Origin of the sequence: Lysinibacillus pakistanensis (assembly GCF_030123245.1) — a bacterium.
GTDB classification, from domain to species: Bacteria; Bacillota; Bacilli; order Bacillales_A; family Planococcaceae; genus Lysinibacillus; species Lysinibacillus pakistanensis.
This window is the reverse complement of the sequence record NZ_CP126101.1, coordinates 1085280-1106547: the sequence shown is the minus strand read 5'-3', so window position 1 is coordinate 1106547 and position 21268 is coordinate 1085280. Positions and strand designations below refer to the sequence as shown.

Sequence of the window (21268 nt, the reverse complement as noted above, 5' to 3'; positions counted from 1 at the left end):
AATTAAGTGATGATACGATAACTAAGTTCTTTTTTCTATTTTTGGAGCGTACCTTTTTGAAATAATCAATGTTCCTTTTATCTTTTCTTCTCTCATTTTCATCTTCTGAAAATAAATCTCCCTTCATTTTGTTTAAATAATTTCCATGAATAAAGACGCTTTTCTTATTTCAGAAAAGCGCCCGATTGTTGAAGATCGTTATTCAACTAAAACCTTAGTTAGTTCAAGAAGGACTGTTCTTTTTTAGATTTGTTAAATAAATCTATTCTTTCTTTAATACTTTCGTTCTTACTAATATCCCACCATTCAACGACCACATAAATCTCATTTATATCTTTAAGTGTAACAGAGTCACCGTTTTTATTTAGGTATGGCCCTTCAATAGCACCAGTTGTATTTTCTGCTATGTTCATCCGACCAGTAGCTGAACCAGATTGAACCACTGAATCATCACTATCTATAACCACATGAGTTTCAAAGTGGAAGAAATCTGTAATATACTCATTGACGTTTTTCATATTTAAAATCCCAAATCCTGCTTTAAAGTCTTCTGGTGTTATAACAATTTCATAACCTGTTAGATTCCAGCTTTCACTTTCACCCATCAATAATAAATAATAGTTATTACCACCTTTTTGAGCATTACAGCCAGATAGTACAAAGAAAGACAACATCAAATAAATCCAGGGCACTAAACTTTTTATATACTTCTTCATTATATCCCCCTTTGAAACATTGCTTCTATAAAATTTTAACATAAATATCCAATCCTCCGAAAAAGAATGTTATTCAACAAAATGATCCGCTTGTTGAACAAAGAAAAATATTCTTCATAAGATGAACATCCGTTATATATGTCCAATAAAAAAAAATCAACTCAAAAGAATAACTTAAGAGCTGATTTTTATCAAACTTTATTATAAATAATCAATCTTTATGTCAAATGATTAATCCCACTTGCTCAATTCAATTTCATCTATTTAAATGTTCTATAGCTCTCAAGTTCATTAATGCATCTACTTCATCTATACCCATATCAAACATGACGCTAGTGTTTGTTATAGGCTGGAAATAGTAGTCTACTTTATGCTTACCAAATTGCTGTACTAATTCTTCCCATTGTACTGCTGGTAGCAATGCAAAAGCTAAAGTATCATTGCCTAATGATTCCATAAACCAACGAATTTGATATTGAGGGGAAAGCATTTCCTGCATAGCTCGAATTGCGCTATCTCTATCAGTCACATCATCGGCAAAGGGAATCGTCATCTTTTTTTCTTGGGAGGATAGAACAATATCCACACCTCTAGGCTTGTCTATCTCAACAATTTCACAATCAATTCGATCTGGCTCAGGCAATTGCTCGTTAAAGTAATCTATTAAGTCTTCCTCAGCTTCTCGCCAATCTATCCAAATGAGCAGATCACTTTGATCATATATTTCTTCAAGTGTTAAATTGTTTAAGAACTCCGCAATCTTCTGTTGATTCGTCATTTCTCACACTCCTCATCAATGTTTTTACTTTCTAGTAATTCTGTGCTGTTTCAGCTATGATCGATGTTTCTTTTATATTCTTTTAGTTTACCATAGTAATGATCATACAAGGCGATGCTTTTTGGAAGATGTGATACGAGAATTGAAATTACCACCAAAACGCAATTAGGTGTCTAGGGTTTTACCTTCTTTTTTACCAACTATTCATTTCTCCATGGATCACCCTCATCACTATCCAACCATGAAAGAAAATTATCAGTTATATCATTTTCGGTGGGTACACAATATCCATCACTTACTAATTGGAAATTAACAGCATTCTCTACTGCTCTCATTAAAAGATGATACCCACCATTATCATTGCCAACAGAAACATAGCCCGGTGCATATCTCTGCACTTCATACGTTTTATTCATTTCAATTAATCCATCTGTTGAATATAGCTGAGCTAAATTACCATGCATTCCGTTTGATACACTTAAAAACTCTTTATATACTTTCGGCAGCACTATTTGTAGCTCTTTCTCAACCTGCTGGATTTCTTCTAAAGTTGCTGCTTCATACAAATCAATAGCCCATTCCTTGGCATGAAACGCTGTTCTATGCTTTTTAACCATTTATACCTCCAAAATGCAATGTATTATTTTGCTTAACAATAAGTGTCGCTATATGTTTGTATCAAGATCAAATACAGCCATGATCCAACAAAAAATAAAGCGAATATACGGCTTCTTCCACTTGCTTTATTGTAATTGGTGAAGTAAGTTCAGCTTCCTCATTTATATTTAAAAATTGTATAGGTTAATAAAAGATTGGATCTTCTGCTCCTGACGATTTAAGAGTCATCCATACATTTCATTTCACTCTCTGATAGCTCCTTATCACAATCTATCTCTACAATTTTTCCCTTACGCTACGCTTTTCGCAATCACTACGATTCACCTTGCTAACATCATAACACTATCGCAGAAATCAAGTTCTGAATGGACATAAAAAAAACTGTATACACTCGCTATCATCCGAGTTTGTATACAGTCTAAAAATTTTGCATATTATGCAGAGCACGAACAAGATCCGCCTGAACCACAGCCTCCAGCACATGAAGAACCAGATGCGAAGAAAGGATTACTTACAGGCACCTTTACTGCTTCTGATACTGTTTTTCCTATAAGTAGGCTTATCTCGTCGAGCAAATCTTGAAAATCATTTTCAGCTATTTTTAAGGCTGAAACCTTTTCATTTAGATCGAGTGCGCGCTTTTGCTGACGAATCGATTTCATAATTGTATGATAGTCCGGATGATATTTTCCGAAACGTTGTACATCTTCGTACTGCTCTTTCATGCGATTAAACGTGTGTATAGCTTCGATTAACTGAACATCGCTATAAACAGCGTCATAAGCTTGTTGCAGCATTTTCGCAGGCTCAGAGGAAAGGATCATCTCACAAAGCGCATCGGCCTCATCCAATATGATTACCCAGTCAGAGGTCATCATCATAGTTAATTCCCCCAATCTCTTACCCATCATAACAGATTTTGTGGTAATTTTACATTATTGATATTATTACATGAAGGAGTTTTTATATTGGCTACATCATCAAAAGAACAAATCGAAGAATTACTAGCAAATATTTTACAAGAAAGCACTGCTGAAGATGAAGAGGTTTTATTGCATTTATTATCAGGGCTTCGTGCAAAACAACACGGGGTACATCGTCGATATATCAATGCTGCCCTGCATATGGTGGGTAAATTTGAGCCAGAAATTAGTGAGGTTCGAATCCCAATTACACCAGTTATCCATAATACGATTAAGGTCCCACATGGAGGAATTATTGCTACAATTGCAGATGCAGCGATGGGAGGATTGGCTTCTCGTTCTGTACCGGAAGGCTTTAATGTGGTCACAACAAATATGAATGTCTCTTATATTGCTACAACTACAAATACAGAGCTAATTGCACGTGGACGCTTTGTACATAAAGGGCGTCAAACACTTGTAATGGAATGTGATATCGAGGATGAAACTGGACGTAAGCTCGCTATTGCAACTGGATCATTTTTTGTCATTCAACGCCGCTCTCAGGCATAAGATTTAGAAAATAATCACGGACACATTGTTGATCGGAAAAAGGGAATTTTTCATTTTTTATTTGTTGAGTTTGTTCATGCCCTTTTCCGGCAACAAGGACAATATCACCTTTTTCAGCTTTTTCTAATGCCTTATGAATTGCAACCTTGCGATCTAAATAAATTTCATAATATTGCTGTTCCGTAAAACCTGCTATGATACTTTCATTAATTAGGATTGGATCCTCATCACGTGGATTATCAGTTGTTAAAAAAATAATATCTGCATACTTACTGGCTACAGCACCCATCGCAAAACGTTTTGCCTTATCCCGATTTCCTCCACAGCTAAATACTAGATAAAGTGTCCTCGATCGATCAAATGTCTGTAAAACAGCCTGTAATGCCTCTGCAGTATGCGCATAATCCACATACACATCAATGCCAAATGCATTATCGATTTTCTCAAGTCTGCCTTCTGGGAGCCTTAATGACCACATATGCTCGGCTATCTCCTCAATTGAAAAACCTAAGCGCCATATAGCCATCAACGCAGCTACAGCATTTTGCACATGATATTTTCCAATGAAGGGAATTTCTACGATATGCTCACTTGATGATGTTTGTAGACAGAGTACCGTTTTGCCAATGGATTCACTGACAATTTGGATATGTAAGTCATTGTGATTGTCAAAGCCAAATGAGCAGGATTTTTTCTTATCATAAATACCAACAGAACGACAGAAATTATCATCTCCATTTAACACTAGCTTTTTAGATAAATCCGCCAATCTCTTTTTCGCTCGCTTATATGCCTCAAGCCCTCCATGATCCTCTAAATGGTCCTCTGATAAATTTAAAAAGACACCACAATCAATATCACAATGATCTAATCGATGCTGCTGTAAACCCATTGATGAAGCCTCTAAAACAACATGTGTAACACCATTTCGCGCACATTGCTTTAAAATCGGATGCAATTCCTTAGCCTGCAATGTCGTTAATTGCTCATATATAGTTTGTTGTTTTTGACCATTTATAAAAAATCCAACAGTACCAATAACAGCTACATTTTTATGTAAAGCTCTTAGCAATTGGCTTACAAAATGACTCACTGTTGTTTTTCCATTTGTCCCAGTTATGGCTATTACCGTCAATGCTTCTGCTGGAAAGGCCGCAAGTTTTGCACTTGCATACGATAAAAATAAGGCTGTATTTGGAACCCAAACAAAAGGTATATTTTGATCAGTAATTGGTAGTGAGATACTTTCCTCTGAAACAATGGCTACAGCCCCACGAGCCAATGCCTCTTTTACAAAGCGACTACCAGACGTTTTCTTGCCCTTTCTTACTATAAAAATATCTCCTGGTTTTACAGCCTGTGCATAGTCCTCAACACCTGTAACAATAGTTCGAATAGACCCACCAGTCACACTACATGGCCAATCCTTTAAAAGCTCAGCTAATTGCATGCCTCATTCCCCCTTTCAGTTCTCTATCATATGACGGCGTCTGTAACGGTGTGACGAAAAATGTAGGTAGAGGCTTTACTCTCAACAGATCGTTTAGAAAATGAAAAAACTGAAGTTCAACTCGGCTGGCCAAGTTAATCTTCAGTTACAGATACTATTTTATTGTGTTGATTCATCGATAGTCTCTACAGGTTCTTCTGAGTCAATATTTTCACTATCCATCTTTTGTGAGGAAGGCTCAATAAAAATTTGTGTATAATAATTTAAAAAGACACCGGAGCCAACTGTTGCATATTTTTCATTCAAAATAACTTTTCGATGCTCAGCAGAATTGAGCCAACCGTGCATGGCCTCTATAGCATCAAAATAAGCCGTCGCTAGATTCTCATTTGCCTCACTATATTCAATCCCTTGTGTTTCTAATCTCTTTTTTAAATCCCCATTTGTAGGTGATTCATGCCCAATAAAGTTTTGAACTTTCATATCCTCACTATGCATTTTAGCTGCTTCTTCTAGTGTTACATCAACTTGTAGTGGAAGTAGATTATGATGTACCCTAGTTACATTCAGTAAATCGTCAAGCTGTTCAGCATTTGCTTCATTGATTTCCTGCTGTAAAAAAGAAGACGGAGGTGTAGGTATAACAAGCTCACCTTGATAAGTCATTTCATATGGTTGATGAAGAACAAGTGTTTCGCTATTAGTGAAGCGTATACCCTGTAGCTCACTAGTTTCTCTATCTATATAAAGCTGTGCAAAAAGTCCATCGAATTTCACAAGTAAACGAGTCTGCATATCCTCTTCACTCATTGAAAAAACAAAAATATTATCATCAACATTTGCCGCTACTTCATAATCAATAATTGTCATTCGATAAATCTCATCACGTTTTTGTCCAACTTTAAAAGGATAGGCGTCTAAATCTTCTCCGGCTATGTAAACTTGCGTAACTATATTATTTTGGACACCTACCATAAAAAATGTAGCGGCACTCGTATTATAGACCCACCAATCATATCCAAAGGACGATGGTTCCTTTCGTGCTGGCTCTCCGTATTGCTTCACAACTGCTTGTACACCTTGACCAATGAATGTCGATAATCCAGTTTCTGGCCTTGTCATTGCTCCAACTTCTGGCTGCTTTAATTCTGTTTTTGGTATAATATTAGAATTCGCATTCGGTCCTTCAAGTGGCTCATTTTCACGTGGTGTATTAAAAAACATAAAGCCGATTAATGCTATTGCAGCACATGCCATAAGAATACGGAATAAAGCTTTCATACATGACTCCTTTTCATCACCATTATTGTAAGTTATTATATCAATTGTAATTGGGTTGACACAATGTTGTCATTGCAACAATGTCGAATATGCTCTATTATAAAAATGAGCGTATACTTTGTACGAGAACCTAAAGGAGGATTTTACATGTATTTTGAAAATACTAACCTTGAAAATTTAACAGCTGATCAAGAACTTATTGAAAGCATTATGAAAAAAAATGGTTTAGAATGTGATGGCGGCTGGGACTATGAACGTATGACATTTGATAAGCGTTTCGATACTCGTGAAGGCCGTTATTACCTTCGTGTATTCGCATATGCAATTTCTGGTGACGTTGGTGCACACGACGCAATCCTAACGTTAATGAAACCAGCACTTGGTAAATACTATTACCCACATGGTGTTGAATATGGTGACGATGAAGTGTATCCAGCACACCTTGTAAAAAAATGTGAAGAAATCTTAAAAAAGGTTAAATTAGACTTAGATGAATTCGCAATCCAAACGACAAATAAAAACAATATTGAACCTGTTAAAGCACGCTAATCTATATTTTTAGTGATAGCTATGTTCCTAATTTAGGAAATGGGAAGAATCAAACTCTCCACTGCGACAACAGCTTCAAATATCGTTTTGAAAAGACTGGTGGTCCAGTCTTTTTTATTTTGAGTAAAAATATTTTTTCGTCTCATACTAATGATATCTTTCAATAGGATGTAGGTGAAATTAATGCTACAATTTTTAAAACACCCCTTTTTTCGCCACCCAATAATTGTTATTGCATTAGGAATAGCACTTCTTTGGTTTATATCGCTATCATTACCAATATTACTTGCCTACGTCACCGCCATATTATTAGAGCCTATCATCATTCGTATTAGCAAACGATTCCGAAAAAAGCGTAAAATTATTGTATCCATTTTTTTTATATTCTTTTTAAGTATAACCATATTATTATGTAGCCTCATAATATTTATAGGCTGGAAACAATTTTCAACATTTATCATTCACATTCCTGAGTATCTCAATCAACTGTCAGCACTATGGATTCAAATGCAATCCAAGCTTTCTAACTATACGTATCATTTACCAGTAGATCTTGTCATCCAAATTCAACTACTCATTTCACGAGCATTAACATCCATTGAAAAATTTGCCCTATCTTTAACAAACGTGAATGTTTGGTCATCACTGCTTACCTACATTCCTTCACGTTTATTTGATATATTTGTTTATTGGATTGTGCTATACATGTTACTTTTAGAGCTGCCAGCCATCAATCGTAAAATGTTAGCACCCTTTCCTTTTCACTATCACCAGAAAATATTATTTATTGGTCAACGAGTGAAACTTGCTTTGTTCGGCTTTATGAAAGCTCAATTTTTAGTTGGTATTTGCATTTTTGCAATAGCCTTTGGAACATTTTTTATACTTAAAACACCATTCCCGCTTATCTTAGCACTTTTGCTTGTGATTTTAGATGTTATTCCTTTTTTAGATTCATTTATATTGCTTCTACCTTGGGCGATTTATAAAGTCTTTACAGGTGACTATGTCTTTGCTATTGCACTAGTGGTGCTAACCATCGTCCTATTTTTGGTTCGACGTATGATTGAACCTAAGGTAATTGGCAATAAAGTTGGCCTTTCCTCTCTTACAACATTTATCGCCATGTTTATCGGCTTTAAAATATTCGGGTTTCTTGGAATTTTAATTGGCCCTTTACTAGTTGTTGTTGTTCTTTCTTTATTTAATCAGACATCCATAAAAAATCTCCCACCTTCTCAATAAAAAGTGGGAGATTTTTATTAAACCCCTAAAATAGCTTTAATAACAGAAGTTGTTTCGCCTGGTTCAAATAAAACATAAAGTAAAACGTACACTAATACCCCAGTAATAGCTACGAAAAACCAAATAATACTTGTAATCGGACCAATACGACGGTGGAGCTTAATATTCATTTTTAAGCCAGAAATAATGCTCACAATTCCAAACACAGCTCCAGTAGTCGCTAAAATAATGTGGAAAATTAAGAAGAAAGTATAATATGGTTTTAAATCTTCTCCACCACCAAATGCTGTATTTCCAATAAATACTGTACGTGAAGCATAAATGATAAAGAAAATAAGTGCCGCAACACCAGCAGCTAACATTACTTTTTTATGTGCTTCAACTTTTCTTTTTATAATTAAGCCCCAGCCAATCGCTACAAGTACTGCACTGATCACGATGAATGAAGTACTTAGAGTTGGTAAAATTTGCAATTCCATTCACAAAACTCCTTATAGAAAATTTCTACTTTCAATTAATGTTGCTGTTGACTTTCCCATTTTTGTTGATGCGCCTTTAATGCATCGGCAGTAATTTTATCTGGATCCTTTTGTTCTGAGCGATACCATTTTATAAAAATTGATCCAAGTAATACACCGAAAATAAGCTCTTGTAATATTTTCATCAGAACACCACCCAGCTGTTGATCGGCAACAGGCTTCATATCTGTAAAGAGCTCTGGTCCTGATAGAGATAAGCCAGATAAAGTAGAGGCTGGTACACAAAGTTCCATTGCTTTTAACCATGCCTCACCATTTGTATATGTTTCATACATGGCATCAGGAGCAAAAATGATTAATGCACATGCAGGTGTAATTAATACTGCATTAGCAATTATATAAGCTAATTTGTACAAAGGCTTCATTTGTGAACGATTAGGCATATTTTGAATTAATGGCCAATACATAAAAACAGCAGATACAAATAACACAAATGTATATGTACCGTGTAAAGTTTCGTTTAGTTTAATGTAATCTAAAACTGATGGTAAATGGTAGAAAGAAAATAACCCGATAAAGACAAATACTGCTACAACAGGTAACGTAAACACTTTAAATATTTTTCTAGCAACAGGTGCTTCTATTGCAACTTTCCATACCCACCAAGGAATTCCCTTAATTATGAAAATTGGAACAAACAATAATAAAATAGCCATTTGCACCATATGCATTGTAAACATAATGTGCGCCATTAAATCTATTGGAGATCCCTTAATAATATAAATCGTTACCATTGCCAGCACAAAATAAATTGCCTCTCCCTTTTTCAGAGGCTCACTTTCTTTAAAATCCTTGCGCCATTTTGTTGTGATTAAAAAATAGATGACTGTTATGAAAACGAGAACCCCTATTAAATATGGGCTCCATAAAGCTTGGAAACCAAATATACTAAGTGGCATACAGAACGCACTCCTTTAAACTTCAGTACTCCTATTATAGAACGCTTACAATTATACTGCAATGAACGAAAGGTGAACAAATTACTATTGATAGTCTAGGTACATAAATACTAACGATAAATATATTGAAAGCGTATATTTTAAATCCAATTAGTCAACAAGAAAAGCACGTTCCTACATAAAGTAGAGAACGTGCTTCTTTGATGATTACCACCAAATGATAGTCAAGAATGCTAAGAAGAATGTAAATGCGATTAAAATTCCCATCCACATGAAGAAACCAATTACACCACCGAAGTGAGTTTTTTTGTCTTCTAAGTGCATGAAAGAGTAAAGTTGAAGAACAACTTGCACTCCAGCAAGCAATAATACGAATGGCATGATTAAGTATTTAGAAAAATCGGCTGCAACTACTGCGAACGCGATAAATGTAAAGAAAATCATAATCGCAAAGTTGATTACTTGTTTACGCATATGAACGGCATTATGATGACGATCATACTCGTATTGTGCCTGTGACTTAGCAACTATAGGTGTATCGTGTGATGACATTATCCGATCACTCCCATCAAGTATACTACTGTAAAGATGAATACCCAAACTACGTCAATAAAGTGCCAATATAAAGCAGCTACGAAGAATTTAGGTGCATTGTACAAGTTTAAACCACGTTTAGCATTACGGATCATTAATGTTGCAATCCATACAAGTCCTAAACATACGTGGAAACCATGTGTACCAACTAATGAATAAAACGCAGTTGCGAATGCAGATTGGTTAAATGTAAAACCAAGGTGCACATAGTGTTGGAATTCATAGATTTCAAGTGCTAAGAATCCAAGACCTAAAGCTAATGTAATTGCTAACCAAGTTTGCATGCCTTTAAAGTTAAAGTTACGCATATGGTAAATCGCATATACAGATGTTAGAGATGATGTTAAAAGTAACATCGTCATAGCAAATGCTAAAGGTAATTCAAATAAACCTTGTGTTGTGAACTCCATGCCCGCAGGACCTTTGTTCTTAAGCGCTAAGTAAGTAGCGAATAAACTTGCGAAAAGTACAACTTCACAGGCAAGGAAAATCCAGAAACCAACGACTTTATTTTTACCTTCCATCGTAGCTTGTTCAGGATGATCTGGCCAAGTATGAGGAGTAAATTTAGTATTGAAATCCATTATTTATTTCCTCCTTTGCCGTAAAGTTTTTCTTCAATTTCAATAATTTCTTCTTTGTGTAAGTGGAAACCATGATCGTCCTTAATAGAACGGAAAATCATAGCACCGAATGTGATAGCAAGACCACCAATTAAGATATAGATTGACCATGGTTTATCTGCATCTGGATTGTAAAGAGCACCGAATGCTGCGATAAACAGACCCATAGAAATTACGAAAGGAATTGCAGAGTTGTTTGGCATATGGATATCACCTAATGGCTCAGCAAATGTAACTTCTTTATTACCTTCTTGTTTTTCAATCCACCATGGATCTAAACCACGAACAAGTGGTGTTTGACGGAAGTTATAGAATGGAATTGGTTGTGGAATTGACCATTCCAGTGTACGTCCATCGCCCCATGGATCACGACCTGCTGGTTTGCCTTTAATGGACATTAAGCAGTTGATTACCATCATGATAACCCCAACACCCATCATTGCCGCACCGATTGTTGAAATATAGTTGAACTGATCCCAACCTTGACCTTCCATGTAAGTGAATACGCGACGTGGCATACCCATCAGACCTAGGAAATGTTGTACGAAGAATGTTAAATGGAATCCAATGAAGAATACCCAGAAAGTCCATTTTCCTAATGTTTCGTTTAACATACGGTTGAAGAAAATTGGCCAGTAGAAGTGCGCTGAACCAAATAAAGCTGTTACGATACCACCTACGATTACGTAGTGGAAGTGAGCAACGATAAAGTAAGAATCGTGTAATTGGTAGTCAAGAGGTGCAGATGCTTGCATGACCCCTGTAACACCACCCGCAACGAATGACGGGATGAAGCCTAATGCATAAAGCATTGGTGTTGTAACTTTAATAGATCCGCCCCAAATAGTTAAGATCCAGTTGAATACTTTCATACCTGTTGGTACGGCAATTGCCATAGTTGCAACGGCAAAGATTGCGTTTGCTGTTGGCCCAAGACCAACTGTAAACATATGGTGAGCCCAAACCATGAACCCTAAGAAACCGATTAAAATTGTTGCGAATACCATTGATGAGTATCCGAATAAACGCTTACGAGAGAACGCTGGAATAATCTCAGAGAATAACCCGAATGCTGGTAATACTAAGATATAAACCTCTGGGTGCCCGAAGATCCAGAATAAGTGTTCCCAAATAATTGTGTTACCACCCATAGTATGGTCAAAGAAGTTACCACCAAACATACGGTCAAATAACATCATTAATAAACCAATTGTAAGTGGAGGGAATGCGAATAAAATTAAAGCACTTGATACAAGCGATGTCCAAGTGAATAATGGCATACGCATGAATGTCATACCAGGAGCACGCATTGTAATAATCGTAACGATAAAGTTAAGACCTGAAATTAATGTACCTGCCCCTGAAATTTGTAAACCAAGTACATAGAAGTCAATACCATGTCCTGGAGAGTATAATGATAATGATGCATAAGAAGTCCAGCCCGCATCAGGAGCGCCACCCATAAAGAATGACAGGTGAAGGAATACTGCACCTAGGAAGAATAACCAGAACCCTAAAGAGTTCAGGAATGGGAATGCAACGTCACGCGCACCAATTTGTAATGGTACTAGCATGTTCATAAATGCGAATAGTAATGGAGTCGCTGCTAGGAATAACATTGTCGTTCCGTGCATTGTTAATAATTCATTGAAAAAACCTGCTGATACGAAATCGTTATTTGGTTTCATTAACTGAATACGCATTAATAACGCTTCAAAACCAGCGATAGCGAAGAACAATGTACCGGCTAATAAATACATCACTGCTAATTTTTTATGGTCAACAGTAGTAATGTAATCCCAGACAGTTGCTCCAAAGCCCTTTTTCTGTGTGTATGAGCTCACAACTTTTACCTCCCTCAAAGTTTGTTACATAAAACTTAAAATTATTTTTCAACAGATAAGCTCATGATGTATGTTGCAAGAGCATCAATTTCTTCATCAGTAAGTTCACCATATTTTCCTGTCATTAAGTTACCTGGTTTAAATTGTTCAGGGTCCTTAATCCAAGCTTTTAGGCTTTCTTCATCATGTTTTAAGAAACCAGCAACACGGTTACGGTCACCAAATGTTGTTAAGTTAGGACCTGGTGCACCACTAACGCCCGTACCAGAAATTGCGTGACAGCCTAAACAGCTGTTAGCAAATGTTGCTTCTCCAAGATCTGTTGAAGCTTTGTCAGCAACTTTACCCTCTGTTGCTTTCATTGCAGTTACCCATGCATCAAATGCTTCTGGGCTTAAAGCTTTAACTTTGAAGTCCATTAATGCGTGTGAAGGACCACATAACTCAGCACATTTACCATAGAAAACGCCATCTTTAAGGTCTTTCGATTCTTTATCGAATTCTAAGTAGAACTTGTTTAAGTTTTCTACGTTCGTATCCATTTTACCGCCCACAGCAGGAATCCAGAATGAGTGCTTTACATCGGCAGCTTTTAAGTTAAAGTAAACCTTTTGACCTGTTGGTACTACTAATTCTTGTGAAGTTACAATACCTTGGTTAGGGTATTCGAACTCCCACCAATATAATTTTGCAGTTACATTTACTGTAAGTGCTGTTTTGTTACCATCTTCATCTACTATATCCATTGCAGCAACATCTGCGAATTTATAAGTAGCAGTAACAACTGGTACAGCTAAGATTAATAATAAAATAATTGGAATAACTGTCCAAATCACTTCAAGAGTGTGACTTCCTTCTACTTGCTTAGGAATCACATTTTCGCCAACTTTTGAACGGCGGAATTTTAAGAATGCAAGTAAATAGATAACAGATACGACTACTACTACTAACGTCATAATTCCAGTAGCTAACATTAATAGATTGAATTGTTCTTTACCTACTTGACCAGATGGTTTTAGTGCAGAAATATAATCTTCACCACAACCGGAAAGGAAAACCATCATCACTGCTAGAAGTGAAAAAAGACGCCATTTTTTAAGCCCTTTCATCATAGCTTAATTAAACCCCTCTTTCTTTGTTGTATTTTCATGTGTACCTAGGACATTAGTGCTGTCTATTTGAATTCTTAAGGAAAAGAAAGAATTCCTAAAATTAGCTAAACAACGCAAAAATAATGATGGATACAAATAGTATTGTCATATGATTCAACGAATAGATAAACATTTTATTTGCCCATTTCATATCATCTTTTGTGGTAAAGCCTTTAAAAGCTAGAATTAACCAGCCCAAGTTCAATGCAGTTGCAGTAATTAAGAAGCCAACCCCAAGCTCTGGTAAAAGGAAAGGTAACGGTAATAATAAAAGAATCCAGAATAACATCGAGTATTTCGTTCGTTTAAATCCCTTTACGACAGGTAGCATCGGTATATTAGCAGCACGATATTCTTCAGTACGTTTCATCGCAAGCGCATAAAAATGCGGTGGCTGCCATGCAAACATGATCAGAAATAAAGCAAGTGCTCCTGGACCTAATGCAGGTTCAACAGCTGCAAACCCAATAACTGGTGGAATTGCTCCTGAAATACTTCCTACAACCGTGTTACTAACATGCTTCCTTTTAGACCACATTGAATATAGAACAACATAAGTAAATATTCCTACTAGTCCCCACATGCCGGCCGCAAACGATGCCGCAAATAACAAAATTTCACCTACAATTAAAAATGAGAGGGCAATGGTCAATACAAAATTCGGCTTAAATCTACCTGTTACTGTCGGTCTTGCCTTCGTTCGTTTCATGATTGGGTCTATATCCTGGTCAATGAAGTTATTCATTGCTCCTGAACCACCAATTATGAGTGCCGCTCCCAGCATGGTAAACAATATGACATCTAACTCTTGCAAGAAATGTCTACTAGTAAATTGAAATGCCAGCCACATCCCTGTAAACGTTGTGACAAGATTCGAGTTAACGATTCCAATTTTAATCAGAGCTAAGAAATCTTTTACAACAGATGTTGATTCTGGTCCAGTATTTCTAGTAGCCGACAATGCACGACCGTTTGACATGTTACCTCTCCTTTCATTTTTGTAAGCATATTCCGCTAACAATTACTATAGCGAAATTTGCGATTGATTTCTAGACATTAAGTGAAATTTAGATGAAGTTGTAAAAATTAGCTTTGTCTAGAAATATAATTAAAAACAACATATCTATAGTAAAACATTTTCTAAAATCAATTGTGAAGGTTAAAGCACGAAATTATGAACAATTTGTGAAATGGATTCGACATCTAAAACTCCGTTCTCTTTACAAGTTGTTTTTTACCTGTATTTTAGATATTATCTAGTAGCAGAAACATTACTTTCATGTAATGTTGATAGATAAAGTAGGTGACTCATTTTATGCAACACAACAGGTTTATGAAGTGGTTTGCTGTTGCCGCTACGGTTGGAATGCTCCTTATTTTACTTGGTGGAGCTCTTGTTACCAAAACAGATAGTGGCTTAGGCTGTGGTCGAAATTGGCCTGATTGCAATGGTTCTCTTATTCCAAAAGAAATTACACCAGAAGTCTTAATTGAATTCTCGCACCGTCTTGTAACTGGGGTCGTATCTATTTCAATTCTTGTGTTAACAATTTGGACATGGCGTAAACTCGGTCATATTCGTGAAGTAAAACTGTTAGGTTTCCTAGCGATGTTCTTCTTAATCGCTCAGGCTCTCATTGGTGCAGCTCAGGTATTGTGGGGACAAGGCGACTTTATATTAGCTCTCCACTTTGGAATTTCTTTGATTTCTTTTGCTGCTGTTCTTCTTCTCTCTATGATTGTATTTGAAGTGGATCGAAAATTTGATGCTGATAAAGTTTTTATTGGAAAAAAGTTACGTTGGCACACAATTGCTGTCACAATTTATTCTTATTTAGTCGTTTATACAGGTGCGCTTGTACGCCATACGGATTCTAGTTTAATATGTCCTGATTGGCCACTCTGTTACAACGATACACCTCTAGCACCTCTAAATAATATGTATGAATGGGTGCAGATGGGGCATCGCTTAGCTGTTCTAATCTTTTTCATTTGGATTGCATACATAACTTGGCACGCTGTAAAAGAATACAAAAATCAACGCGTTATTTACTATGGTTGGGTGATTGCCTTTATTATAGTAATCTTACAGGTAATTGCTGGTATGTTAGTAGTCCTAACTAAATTGAATTTAATTGTCGCATTATTACATTCATTATTTATCTCAATTTTATTCGGTCTACTTTGCTACATGATAATGCTAGTTGCACGTAGCAATTATAATGAAAAAAATAAATAACTCTAGAAAAGATTCGTGCTATTTAATGACGAATCTTTTTTGTTTATCTATCTAAATCATTTCCTCACCTCAGCTAACATTTTGACCATTCTATTTGATGAATCAAATAGAATGGTCAAAAAATAGACATAAAGACACAAAAAAGGGTAATAGATAGCTAGTAAAAGCTTTCTATTAACCCTCTTTTATTAACGATTATTCTATTTCAATTAACAAATCACCCGTGGAAATTGCATCTCCTGCACTTGCATAAATCTCTTTTACAATACCGTCTTTTGGTGCTTGGACAGTTGTTTCCATTTTCATGGCCTCGGTAATTAATAGGTGATCTCCTCGTTTTACTTGACTCCCCTTCGATACCACTACCTTTAACACGGTTCCTGGCATCGTGGCGCCGATTTGGTTTGGATTGCTTGGATCTGCCTTTAACGCCAAGCTACCGTCCACCTCTACCGTCATATCTTGAATCACAAGCTCACGGGATTGACCATTTAGCTCAAAATACATCACGCGTGTCCCATCGTGCTGTGGCTCTCCAATGGAAACTAGCTTGATAATCAGCGTTTTTCCTTTTTCAATTTCGACCTCGATCTCTTCCCCTAGCTTTAATCCATAAAGGAAGGTCGGTGTATCTAATACTGAAATATTGCCAAAGGAGTCCACTGTTTTGGCGTATTCTTCAAACACTTTCGGATAGAGTGCATAAGCGAGTATATCCTTCTTTGTAACAGGACGATTTAATTTGTCCTCTAGCACTGCTTCCAGCTGCTCAAAATGGATAGGCTCTAGTAGTTCACCAGGGCGTACTGTAATGGCTTCACGGTCCTTTAATACAACCTTTTGCAACGCCTCAGGGAAACCTCCGTGTGGTTGTCCTAAATATCCCTGGAAGAACTCAATAACAGAGTCCGGGAAGTCGATCGTTTGTCCTCTTGTTAAGACGGACTGTTCGTCTAATTCATTTTGCACCATAAATAATGCCATATCCCCAACTACCTTTGAGGATGGGGTTACTTTGACAATATCACCAAATAGAAGGTTCACGCGGGAATACATGCGCTTCACTTCTTCCCATCTATCGCCAAGGCCAACTGCTTTTGCCTGCTGCTGAAGATTACTGTACTGACCACCTGGCATTTCATGTACATAAATTTCAGAATGCGGGCTCATCATGCCACTTTCAAAATCCTTATAATAATGGCGTACATCCTCCCAGTAGTAGGATAGCTTTTCTAGCGCTTCAATATCAGCACGTACCTTACGCTGACTGCCCTTCATCGCATAATACAGGGAATTCGCACTTGGTTGTGATGTTAAGCCCGCCATCGAACCGAGGGCTGTATCGATAATATCTACACCTGCTTCAATGGCTTTGGCATATAGATAAATGCCGTTTCCACTTGTGTCATGTGTATGCAAGTGGATTGGTAGACTTGACGTCTCTTTTAACTCGGAAACTAAACGATACGCGGCTTCCGGTTTTAATAAACCAGCCATATCTTTAATGGCTAAAATATGTGCACCTGCTGCTTCTAGCTCCCTTGCCATGTCCTTATAGTACTGCACTGAATACTTTGCACGTGTGTCATCCAAAATATCACCTGTGTAACAGATTGCTGCCTCGGCAATTTTCCCTGATTGACGGGCCGCATCAATGGCTACTTCCATGCCTTTTATCCAGTTTAAGCTATCGAAAATACGGAACACATCAATCCCTGATGCTGCTGATTCTGAGATAAATTCACGGATTAAATTATCCGGGTAGTTGGTATAGCCTACCGCATTTGCCCCACGCAGTAACATCTGGAAAAGCACATTTGGCACCTGTTCACGTAGCTTTGCAAGGCGCTCCCATGGGTCCTCTTTTAAGAAACGGTAGGCCACATCAAACGTCGCCCCTCCCCACATTTCGAGCGAGAAGAAATTATGCAGCAAGTGCGCCGTGGCATCGGCAATTTGGAACATATCCTGTGAACGCACACGTGTTGCCAGTAGGGATTGGTGTGCATCTCGGAACGTTGTATCTGTAAGCAGTACATCCTCCTGTGCCTGAATCCATTTCACAAGCCCTTCTGCTCCTTGGGCATCTAAAATTTGCTTTGTACCTGCTGGTGGCACGATAAATGGGTCCATTTTCGGCATGCTTGGCTGTACAAAAATTGGCTTTGCCTTCTTCTCTACCCCTGGGAAGCCATTTAATGTCACATTGCCAATATAGCTTAACAGCTTTGTCCCCCGGTCCTTGCGCACAGGGAAATTAAATAGTTCAGGCGTAGTATCGATAAAGCTTGTATCGAAGGCACCTGTTAAAAATTTCTCATGTGTCACGACATTATTTAAAAACGGAATATTCGTTTTAACCCCACGAATACGGAATTCTTTTAAGTTACGGTCCATTTTCGCAGCAGCTTCTTGAAACGACATTCCTGATGTTGATATTTTCACCAATAAGGAATCGTAGTACGGTGTCACCACAGCACCCTGGAAGCCATTCCCTGCATCTAAACGAACCCCAAAGCCACCACTCGAACGATACACCATCAGCTTACCTGTATCAGGCATAAAATCATTGGCAGGGTCTTCTGTTGTTACACGGGCCTGAATAGCATAGCCAATCATCGGCATCTCTTCCTGCTTTGGCAGATGAATTTCTTCACTGTGCAGCGCATAGCCTGCCGCCACCTTAATTTGAGTGTGCACGATATCGATACCCGTAATCATTTCCGTAATGGTATGCTCCACTTGAATGCGAGGGTTAACCTCAATGAAATAAAAATCCTCACCTGCTACTAGAAATTCCACTGTCCCAGCATTTATGTACGAGACATTTTTCATGAGCTGCACGGCCGCCTCACAAATTCGATTTCTTAAACTTTCTGAAATAGAATGCGAAGGGGCGATTTCAACGACCTTTTGATGGCGACGTTGAATCGAACAATCACGCTCATAGAGATGCACGATATTGCCCTGCTGATCGCCAATAATTTGAACCTCAATATGCTTCGGCTTGATAATCGCCTTCTCAACATATACCTCATCCGAGCCAAAAGCAGCCTTTGCCTCTGATTTAGCTCGTTCATAAGAAGAAGCAAGCTCCTCTGATGTATGGACTAGGCGCATCCCACGGCCACCACCCCCAAGTGCTGCCTTAATCATAACTGGATAGCCATAGGTGCTAGCAAATGCCTCTACCTCTGCTAAATCAGCGACAGGGCCATCTGTACCCGGAATAACAGGAATTCCAGCGGCAATAGCTTGCGAACGTGCTTTGACCTTATCTCCAAACATATCTAAATGTTCAGAAGTAGGACCAATAAACACAATGCCCTCCTGCTCACAACGACGTGCAAATTCTACATTTTCCGATAAAAAACCATACCCCGGATGAATGGCATCTACGCCCGCGTCTTTAGCAATCGCTATAATACCCTCGATATCTAAATAAGCATCAATTGGCTTTTTACCCGCCCCTACTAAATAGGCCTCATCTGCTTTAAAGCGATGGAAGGCACCACTATCCTCTCGTGAATAAATGGCTACCGTTTGGATATGAAGCTCCGTGCAGGCACGGAAAATACGAATCGCAATTTCTCCCCGATTGGCTACGAGAATTTTGTTGATTGACACCATTGATATCCCCCTTTATGATTGTGATTTTTTCCTTTCTACCTTTTCAAACATGGAAACATTAATCAATATCCCCATAGCCAAAGATAGAATAATTATAGATGTCCCGCCATAGCTAATAAAAGGTAGCGTTACACCGGTTAACGGGATTAACCCAGTTACACCCCCAAGATTGATAAACGACTGAAAACCAATCCAGCTTGCAATACCAGCCGCAATCATACGCGCTAGTGGGTCTTTCGTGCGCAAAGCAATCGAGAATCCTTTATATATAATAAACCCTAGACCACCTAAGACGATTAGCACTCCCCAAATACCTAGCTCTTCCATAATAATCGCCATAATAAAATCGGTTTGTGGTTCAGGCAAATACCCTAATTTTTGAATGGATTGACCTAGTCCCCTTCCTTCTAAGCCGCCTCCACCAATTGCATAATAACTATTTACAACTTGATGACCAACATCATTTTCATAATCAAACGGGTTAAAATAGGATAAAATACGACCTTTCCGATTCCCCTTTAACAGCTCGCCTTTAAACATCCATAGAATACCAATGATAGCTGCACCAAATGCCCCTAACACACCAAAAAACTTCCAAAATGTTTTAAACGGAATTCCACTAGCTGCCACAACAGAGACAGCTATACCACATAAAATAATGCTGGCTCCTAAATCTGTTTCAAAAGCTACTCCCGCAACTACAAGTATCCAAAGAAATATTGGATAAAATATTTCAGTCGGTTGTAGCTTTTCAAATGTATATTTTTGTGCTTTTCGATGAAAGGCGGCAGCAAAATATAAAATTATAAATAGTTTCGCATATTCAGAGGGCTGGAAATTCCCCAATCCAGGAACAGCTATCCAGCTCTGAGATCCGATTCCTTCTTCAGCACCATTTCCATCTATCTTTACCCAAGTAAATAACACAGCAAGTACAATCGTCAGCAACAGCATAATATTTTTATTTGCATAATGCTTATAAGGGAAAAATGCTGCCACTAAAAATCCTAAAAACGCTACGATTAAATTGGTCACTTGCTTATTATAATAGAAATCGGGTGTTTGTTCTTTGAACACAATAGCCACCATCATACTGGAGCTATAAATCATCACCAAACCAAATAAACTTAGCAATAGGACCGTAAAAAATAATGGATAATCAAAATTTTGTGCATAACGTTTTAAGTATTGTCTCATCGAAAAACCTCGTTCTAGAAAAAAAACTCAAATCGCAGATTGCGTTTGAGTTTTTTCTTTTTATTTGTCTGTATACGCGTCATGTAGTACAGAAAGTTCTTTCTCGAGTGAATCGAGAATTTCTTTGCCTTTTTCGCGCTCAATAAGTCCAAGCTTCACAGCAAAGTCAATTTCACGTGAAAGGCCGAACATTTGTGTATCTAATACTTCTTCATATAAAGGGCATTGTGGCATTGTTAAATGATCCATTTGTACTCGAATAAGGCGAGCAATTTTGTCTGCATCAGCAACTAAAAGCTCCAAAGCCTTCTCCTGAAAAGAAGTTTGTGATTTCGTATCCATGAGGACGCCCCCATTATCTGATATTTCTTCGATTCTATCTTAATAAAGTTTATCTTTTAGTCGTTAAAATTGCAAGTGTCTTCGTTGGAAAAATAACG

General features: G+C 37.5%; 20 protein-coding genes. 4 read left to right on the top strand and 16 right to left on the bottom strand.

All coding sequences use genetic code 11. The annotated features are described in order from the left end of the window. Positions 1 to 218: 218 nt before the first annotated feature. The 4 genes from QNH24_RS05165 to QNH24_RS05150 form a co-directional block, all read right to left on the bottom strand. Positions 219 to 716, bottom strand: coding sequence for a hypothetical protein (locus QNH24_RS05165; protein WP_283871044.1), 498 nt, complete (start codon positions 714 to 716; stop codon positions 219 to 221). 256 nt (positions 717 to 972) lie between these two features. Beyond that, on the bottom strand, positions 973 to 1494 hold the full coding sequence (locus QNH24_RS05160) for a hypothetical protein (protein WP_283871043.1): 522 nt from the start codon (positions 1492 to 1494) through the stop codon (positions 973 to 975). A 200-nt stretch (positions 1495 to 1694) separates the two neighbouring features. Beyond that, positions 1695 to 2111, bottom strand: a complete 417-nt coding sequence (locus QNH24_RS05155) for an SMI1/KNR4 family protein (protein WP_283871042.1) — start codon at positions 2109 to 2111, stop codon at positions 1695 to 1697. A 435-nt stretch (positions 2112 to 2546) separates the two neighbouring features. Then, positions 2547 to 2993: a YlbF/YmcA family competence regulator gene (locus QNH24_RS05150; RefSeq protein ID WP_054770802.1), complete on the bottom strand. Its 447-nt coding sequence runs from the start codon at positions 2991 to 2993 to the stop codon at positions 2547 to 2549. An 87-nt stretch (positions 2994 to 3080) separates the two neighbouring features. Here QNH24_RS05150 and QNH24_RS05145 point away from each other — a divergent pair, with 87 nt between their 5' ends. Continuing rightward, the gene (locus tag QNH24_RS05145; protein ID WP_283871041.1) at positions 3081 to 3587 is read left to right on the top strand and encodes a PaaI family thioesterase; all 507 of its coding nucleotides are present in this window, start codon (positions 3081 to 3083) and stop codon (positions 3585 to 3587) included. Here the strand turns inward: QNH24_RS05145 and QNH24_RS05140 are convergent. Next, positions 3562 to 5037, bottom strand: a complete 1476-nt coding sequence (locus tag QNH24_RS05140) for a UDP-N-acetylmuramoyl-L-alanyl-D-glutamate--2,6-diaminopimelate ligase (RefSeq protein ID WP_283871040.1) — start codon at positions 5035 to 5037, stop codon at positions 3562 to 3564. The two genes, QNH24_RS05145 and QNH24_RS05140, sit on opposite strands and share 26 nt — an antisense overlap. Positions 5038 to 5196: 159 nt before the next feature. After that, the gene (locus QNH24_RS05135; RefSeq protein ID WP_283871039.1) at positions 5197 to 6318 is read right to left on the bottom strand and encodes a CAP domain-containing protein; all 1122 of its coding nucleotides are present in this window, start codon (positions 6316 to 6318) and stop codon (positions 5197 to 5199) included. A gap of 147 nt (positions 6319 to 6465) precedes the next feature. On the opposite strand from QNH24_RS05135, the gene QNH24_RS05130 reads away from it, so the two are divergent. Together QNH24_RS05130 and ytvI are read left to right on the top strand one after the other, a co-directional pair. Then, positions 6466 to 6867, top strand: a complete 402-nt coding sequence (locus QNH24_RS05130) for a YugN family protein (protein ID WP_283871038.1) — start codon at positions 6466 to 6468, stop codon at positions 6865 to 6867. Positions 6868 to 7050: 183 nt separating this feature from the next. After that, on the top strand, positions 7051 to 8112 hold the full coding sequence (gene ytvI / locus QNH24_RS05125) for a sporulation integral membrane protein YtvI (RefSeq protein WP_283871037.1): 1062 nt from the start codon (positions 7051 to 7053) through the stop codon (positions 8110 to 8112). Positions 8113 to 8129: 17 nt separating this feature from the next. Here ytvI and QNH24_RS05120 read toward each other — a convergent pair whose 3' ends face one another. The 7 genes from QNH24_RS05120 to cyoE all read right to left on the bottom strand — a co-directional run bounded on the left by QNH24_RS05120 (position 8130) and on the right by cyoE (position 14741). Continuing rightward, positions 8130 to 8591: a DUF420 domain-containing protein gene (locus QNH24_RS05120; RefSeq protein ID WP_283871036.1), complete on the bottom strand. Its 462-nt coding sequence runs from the start codon at positions 8589 to 8591 to the stop codon at positions 8130 to 8132. Between the two features lie 35 nt (positions 8592 to 8626). Further along, positions 8627 to 9550, bottom strand: a complete 924-nt coding sequence (ctaG, locus tag QNH24_RS05115; RefSeq protein WP_283871035.1) for a cytochrome c oxidase assembly factor CtaG — start codon at positions 9548 to 9550, stop codon at positions 8627 to 8629. Between the two features lie 207 nt (positions 9551 to 9757). Continuing rightward, positions 9758 to 10102: a cytochrome C oxidase subunit IV family protein gene (locus QNH24_RS05110; RefSeq protein WP_004224789.1), complete on the bottom strand. Its 345-nt coding sequence runs from the start codon at positions 10100 to 10102 to the stop codon at positions 9758 to 9760. Then, positions 10102 to 10728: a cytochrome c oxidase subunit 3 gene (locus tag QNH24_RS05105; protein WP_054770799.1), complete on the bottom strand. Its 627-nt coding sequence runs from the start codon at positions 10726 to 10728 to the stop codon at positions 10102 to 10104. The genes QNH24_RS05110 and QNH24_RS05105 overlap by 1 nt, the downstream gene beginning before the upstream one ends. Next, positions 10728 to 12611 (bottom strand): cytochrome c oxidase subunit I, encoded by a 1884-nt coding sequence (gene ctaD, locus QNH24_RS05100; RefSeq protein WP_283871034.1) that lies wholly within the window; start codon positions 12609 to 12611, stop codon positions 10728 to 10730. Before ctaD ends, QNH24_RS05105 begins: the two co-directional genes overlap by 1 nt. A 41-nt stretch (positions 12612 to 12652) precedes the next feature. Next, positions 12653 to 13723, bottom strand: coding sequence for a cytochrome c oxidase subunit II (gene coxB / locus QNH24_RS05095; RefSeq protein ID WP_283871033.1), 1071 nt, complete (start codon positions 13721 to 13723; stop codon positions 12653 to 12655). Positions 13724 to 13823: 100 nt separating this feature from the next. Then, positions 13824 to 14741 carry a heme o synthase gene (gene cyoE / locus QNH24_RS05090; RefSeq protein WP_054770798.1) on the bottom strand — a complete coding sequence of 306 codons (918 nt, stop codon included), beginning with the start codon at positions 14739 to 14741 and terminating at the stop codon, positions 13824 to 13826. Between the two features lie 336 nt (positions 14742 to 15077). Here cyoE and QNH24_RS05085 point away from each other — a divergent pair, with 336 nt between their 5' ends. Then, positions 15078 to 16001 (top strand): COX15/CtaA family protein, encoded by a 924-nt coding sequence (locus tag QNH24_RS05085; protein ID WP_054770797.1) that lies wholly within the window; start codon positions 15078 to 15080, stop codon positions 15999 to 16001. 195 nt (positions 16002 to 16196) lie between these two features. Here QNH24_RS05085 and pyc read toward each other — a convergent pair whose 3' ends face one another. Genes pyc through QNH24_RS05070 form a run of 3 tightly spaced genes read right to left on the bottom strand, consistent with a single transcriptional unit; the run spans position 16197 to position 21170 of the window. Continuing rightward, positions 16197 to 19631, bottom strand: a complete 3435-nt coding sequence (pyc, locus tag QNH24_RS05080; RefSeq protein WP_283871032.1) for a pyruvate carboxylase — start codon at positions 19629 to 19631, stop codon at positions 16197 to 16199. 12 nt (positions 19632 to 19643) lie between these two features. Next, positions 19644 to 20828: an FtsW/RodA/SpoVE family cell cycle protein gene (locus QNH24_RS05075; protein WP_283871031.1), complete on the bottom strand. Its 1185-nt coding sequence runs from the start codon at positions 20826 to 20828 to the stop codon at positions 19644 to 19646. 60 nt (positions 20829 to 20888) lie between these two features. After that, positions 20889 to 21170 carry an Fpa/YlaN family protein gene (locus tag QNH24_RS05070; RefSeq protein WP_004224778.1) on the bottom strand — a complete coding sequence of 94 codons (282 nt, stop codon included), beginning with the start codon at positions 21168 to 21170 and terminating at the stop codon, positions 20889 to 20891. Positions 21171 to 21268: the final 98 nt, after the last annotated feature.

What these genes read in the sequence shown, in the direction of transcription:
- QNH24_RS05165 (WP_283871044.1), bottom strand. Translation starts at nt 716, where the DNA reads ATGAAGAAGTATATAAAAAGTTTAGTGCCCTGGATTTATTTGATGTTG.
- QNH24_RS05160 (WP_283871043.1), bottom strand. Translation starts at nt 1,494, where the DNA reads ATGACGAATCAACAGAAGATTGCGGAGTTCTTAAACAATTTAACACTT.
- QNH24_RS05155 (WP_283871042.1), bottom strand. Translation starts at nt 2,111, where the DNA reads ATGGTTAAAAAGCATAGAACAGCGTTTCATGCCAAGGAATGGGCTATT.
- QNH24_RS05150 (WP_054770802.1), bottom strand. Translation starts at nt 2,993, where the DNA reads ATGATGATGACCTCTGACTGGGTAATCATATTGGATGAGGCCGATGCG.
- QNH24_RS05140 (WP_283871040.1), bottom strand. Translation starts at nt 5,037, where the DNA reads ATGCAATTAGCTGAGCTTTTAAAGGATTGGCCATGTAGTGTGACTGGT.
- QNH24_RS05135 (WP_283871039.1), bottom strand. Translation starts at nt 6,318, where the DNA reads ATGAAAGCTTTATTCCGTATTCTTATGGCATGTGCTGCAATAGCATTA.
- QNH24_RS05130 (WP_283871038.1), top strand. Translation starts at nt 6,466, where the DNA reads ATGTATTTTGAAAATACTAACCTTGAAAATTTAACAGCTGATCAAGAA.
- ytvI (WP_283871037.1), top strand. Translation starts at nt 7,051, where the DNA reads ATGCTACAATTTTTAAAACACCCCTTTTTTCGCCACCCAATAATTGTT.
- QNH24_RS05120 (WP_283871036.1), bottom strand. Translation starts at nt 8,591, where the DNA reads ATGGAATTGCAAATTTTACCAACTCTAAGTACTTCATTCATCGTGATC.
- ctaG (WP_283871035.1), bottom strand. Translation starts at nt 9,550, where the DNA reads ATGCCACTTAGTATATTTGGTTTCCAAGCTTTATGGAGCCCATATTTA.
- QNH24_RS05110 (WP_004224789.1), bottom strand. Translation starts at nt 10,102, where the DNA reads ATGTCATCACACGATACACCTATAGTTGCTAAGTCACAGGCACAATAC.
- QNH24_RS05105 (WP_054770799.1), bottom strand. Translation starts at nt 10,728, where the DNA reads ATGGATTTCAATACTAAATTTACTCCTCATACTTGGCCAGATCATCCT.
- coxB (WP_283871033.1), bottom strand. Translation starts at nt 13,723, where the DNA reads ATGATGAAAGGGCTTAAAAAATGGCGTCTTTTTTCACTTCTAGCAGTG.
- cyoE (WP_054770798.1), bottom strand. Translation starts at nt 14,741, where the DNA reads ATGTCAAACGGTCGTGCATTGTCGGCTACTAGAAATACTGGACCAGAA.
- QNH24_RS05085 (WP_054770797.1), top strand. Translation starts at nt 15,078, where the DNA reads ATGCAACACAACAGGTTTATGAAGTGGTTTGCTGTTGCCGCTACGGTT.
- pyc (WP_283871032.1), bottom strand. Translation starts at nt 19,631, where the DNA reads ATGGTGTCAATCAACAAAATTCTCGTAGCCAATCGGGGAGAAATTGCG.
- QNH24_RS05075 (WP_283871031.1), bottom strand. Translation starts at nt 20,828, where the DNA reads ATGAGACAATACTTAAAACGTTATGCACAAAATTTTGATTATCCATTA.
- QNH24_RS05070 (WP_004224778.1), bottom strand. Translation starts at nt 21,170, where the DNA reads ATGGATACGAAATCACAAACTTCTTTTCAGGAGAAGGCTTTGGAGCTT.